Source organism: Oleiphilus sp. HI0132, from assembly GCF_001635845.1.
Window position 1 is genome coordinate 1 of sequence record NZ_LWGJ01001109.1, and the last position, 3528, is coordinate 3528.

General features: G+C 37.2%; 5 protein-coding genes. All 5 read left to right on the forward strand.

The genetic code is table 11. The features are described from left to right. Positions 1-694: hypothetical protein (locus A3766_RS31150; protein WP_197479582.1), on the forward strand; the 694-nt coding region annotated here is incomplete at its 5' end. Between the two features lie 70 nt (positions 695-764). Further along, positions 765-1502 (forward strand): hypothetical protein, encoded by a 738-nt coding sequence (locus tag A3766_RS14640; protein ID WP_068510790.1) that lies wholly within the window; start codon positions 765-767, stop codon positions 1500-1502. A gap of 321 nt (positions 1503-1823) precedes the next feature. Then, a complete protein-coding gene (locus A3766_RS14650; RefSeq protein ID WP_068510786.1) occupies positions 1824-2243 on the forward strand; it encodes a hypothetical protein in 420 nt (139 codons plus the stop codon). A gap of 41 nt (positions 2244-2284) precedes the next feature. Continuing rightward, positions 2285-2773, forward strand: a complete 489-nt coding sequence (locus A3766_RS14655) for a hypothetical protein (RefSeq protein WP_068510784.1) — start codon at positions 2285-2287, stop codon at positions 2771-2773. Between the two features lie 140 nt (positions 2774-2913). Then, the gene (locus tag A3766_RS14660) at positions 2914-3375 is read left to right on the forward strand and encodes a hypothetical protein (protein ID WP_068511396.1); all 462 of its coding nucleotides are present in this window, start codon (positions 2914-2916) and stop codon (positions 3373-3375) included. Positions 3376-3528 lie beyond the last annotated feature (153 nt).

Genomic DNA, 3528 nt, shown 5'->3' on the forward strand with positions numbered 1-3528 from the left:
TGTTGGTGCTAACAGCACGTATTGGGGAGATGCATTCTGGAAGGTAACCCGATACGAATATAATAATGATTACTTACCAGTTAAACGCACTACCTATGGCAGAAAAGGTGAAGTCATTAGTTATTATGAATCTAAGTATTCATCACAGGACTTCCTTTTATCTAGGAAGTACTTCAGCCAGACAGAAAAAGATGCGAAGGTAGAGCTTCAGTCAATTCACAAATTTCAGTATAAAGCTTTAGGTTCTCAGTGTTGGGAGCTTTCACAAAGTGTATACAAAGTAAAAACAGGCAAGTTAATTGAGGATTATTTGGATTATCTTGGACCTCAACAACGAATGATCTGCAAACAAGTTAATCTAAATGAAGGTACAGGCTATATGCCAGTTCTAAGGCGTATGGACGAAAATATATACTATGGTGGAACGAATCTAGACGTTGTAATTAGACTTGATCGTGATTCTAGGCGGCACTTCTGGTACAACGAAAGCGGCCATCTAATAGCAACTCGTAAATATATGAGTCAGAAGGCACTTGAAAATGATACTTATGAGCAAATCGATTATAGTAATACGTTAGTCGATAGTTTTGGTAACTGGCTTGAACGGGAGGTTGTTACAACGAACTTCGCTTTGGGAGAGAAATTGAACGAACGAACAGTAAAACTCTATCGAACTATTAAGTATCATCATTAGGCCTGTTCATTCAAACGTAAGATAATTAGAACGGAAAAACGGAAAATACTTAATAGGGAGGAATTAATACATGGAACATAATACTAGTCATGATTTCTTTGTGTCGGCTTGCTACGAGGTTCTAGACGAGCGCGTTAGTAAATACACTTCAACAGATGTATATGGGTCGCCTTCAATTTCAGGAGGAGGTACTTCAATATCTTCTAGTACATCATATCACCAAGATCAGGAAATATGGGTAAAGAACGTTGAAACCGAAAAAGAAAGCAAGCTCAACTTTAAGACATTTAATATTGATGTACGCCCTGGACACAAATTACTCCTAATCACTAACCGAAACACAGGGAAGGTCGAGCGAGCGATTAACTTAACAACTGATCAAGTTTTTGTTGGCAATGGAGACGTTAATAACAAAGAAGTAAGTCAAACCTCTATGTCGGCAAATATTATCGTCTCTCTACTATATGCTTTCTTGATTTCTCTGCCATTCGCAAGTTTTATTTTTATCTTGGCATGGTGGAAAGATAGGCCTACACAATTTGATCTAAAAAAGTATTTATATCCAATCTTAGCCATTCTTGCATCGTATTTGTACTGGTCATACAAGATGTTTACTGGTGATGATGGGGGCCCTTCAAGTGAGTTTTTCCAGTCATTCATAGCCTATCTTTTAACCTTAACATTCCCTGCCTTTTTAATAAGTCTAAAAGTGTTTGAGGATCAAGGTGAAGATATTAGAAGTAAAGTATCTTCGCTCAAGGACTATCAGGATAGTCAGGTGGCGTTTTGTAAGAAAACATATTTGTAACGGAAAAGGATAAAAGAACTAATGATGGAATATTTTTATATCGGATTATTTGGCTTTACTCAGGGCGTATTTTCATGGGCGGTATTGGGTGATTCATTTCTTCCGAGTCTGAAACGCCCTTTAGCTGCGTTAATACTAGGTCTGTCTATGGTGATACTGTTGACGATCTTTTTAGCTTTCAGCTCAGACTTCCATGATAACGTTTTTCATCATTGGATTACTTATCTAATTACTGTAGTCATTTCATCAAGTTTGGCTTCGGTTTTCATGTTTAGAAATAATTCGAACGTGATCAGTTCAACTTAAACGGAAAAATTATATATGGAGTTATATGCACTACTTTGTATTGCTTTAATACTGACGCCAATGTTATCAATGGGCTATCTCTATCCGAATAGTATTTTTAAGTACAAGTTAGTCTTGCCTTTGATGCTACCTATCCTAATTGGCTGTGGTAATAGTTATCCAGACAAGAAGGAGGAACTTGAGAAATTTATCGAAGATTCAGCTAGTTGTGCTGTATCAGCAGAAATTATAGGTTTTTATGCTATTGCAAGTAAGCACCGAAAACATGGGGATCTTGCGAGCGGTAAAAGGTACCGTTTATATAGTGAACCGAGTAACTTTGAAGAACGGATTTCTTATTATAGAAATTTGACGGGAAAGCTTTCTAAACTATTTCATGGTATGAATCTAAATGAGCGTTGCGGCGAGCATATTCTTGAAAAGGATGTCAGGTAGTAATGACTAAATAATTAAGCGGAAAAACGGAAAAAGGAACTATGACCAGATTTAAATATTTCGCGACTTCTATGCTTATTATTTTAGCGGCTAGCAGTTACGCTACAGGCAAAAATGAGGCATACCAAGCATATAGAGACGCTGCCTTTAACCTGGACGGGAAAAGCTCAACTACAAGCTCTTGGGGCGACAGATACCAACATAGATGGACTTTTGCCGAGTCTAGAGAGTGTGTTTTTGATGTTATTACAGGTTATCGTGAATTAGCCATATCAGGAAAAGAATTGAGATCCCATCAAACCAGAATCTATGGAGTCGACTTCTCAAACAATGTAAAAAGGATTGATTCAAAAGACGGGCTGTATGTTCGAGTCCCTTTTAATCGAGAAATATCTCGAAAGGAAGGAGTGATGACAATATCAAACGCGGGTATAAGCTTTGGAGTTAGCGCAGATAAAGAGGCTTATAACAATGAGGATATTGTGAAAAAACTGAACTCAATTCTACACTACTGCCGGAATTTTCATTAGAGCGCATGAACTCACTTAGTGGGTTACCAGGTATGCAACTTTATATGCGTAATTCAATTCGATATTAAAAAAACGGAAAACGGAATATTAGGGTTTATTTCAATATAACCTGAAAGAAAAACGAAGGAGTTTTAAGTTAAATGCTCAGATTTATAATTACAGTATTTGGGTTGTCTTTATTGTATAGCACTAATGTTAACGCTTTTAAGTTTGATAGCGACCTACAGAACCCAAAGAATTCTGACCCCGCACATGAGAAAATAACAGGGCTAGCTTATGACTGTGTTCTTGTGTTTAACGGCGAAGAACCATCAAACTGCATAGAAAGTTTAGATTTCCCAAAAGATCGCGGAATAGATAGCGATACGTACTATCCAAATGTTTCGATAAATCCAGATTATTCTATCCCTTTCACGAGAGAAGAAATTTATAAAGCTGTTTCTTGGCCTGATGACCCAGCTAGAGAACTTCAATTTAAAACTGCTTTGAAACCTGCCATTAGCTTTCTTCGTACTTGTGGAGACAGAAAGTTAAGTATCCGTGGTGGTCTATTTTGTAATTCCCATTTTGGACAGCTCCAATATCCCCCTGTGTCAGGATAGTTGTCGCCTCTGTTAATTTTTAATAATTGAATAGGAGGCGGTAAGAGAATATGAGTGAAGCATTATTCAAAAGAGTTTAAAGAAGCCATTGTTAAGAAGTGGCTTGAAAGTGGGTTATCATTAAGAACGTTTTCAGCCCAGGAAAACATAAAC

Bases quoted from the DNA above. Each gene is read 5' to 3' on its own strand.
- A3766_RS14640 (WP_068510790.1), top strand. From the start codon at position 765: ATGGAACATAATACTAGTCATGATTTCTTTGTGTCGGCTTGCTACGAG.
- A3766_RS14650 (WP_068510786.1), top strand. From the start codon at position 1,824: ATGGAGTTATATGCACTACTTTGTATTGCTTTAATACTGACGCCAATG.
- A3766_RS14655 (WP_068510784.1), top strand. From the start codon at position 2,285: ATGACCAGATTTAAATATTTCGCGACTTCTATGCTTATTATTTTAGCG.
- A3766_RS14660 (WP_068511396.1), top strand. From the start codon at position 2,914: ATGCTCAGATTTATAATTACAGTATTTGGGTTGTCTTTATTGTATAGC.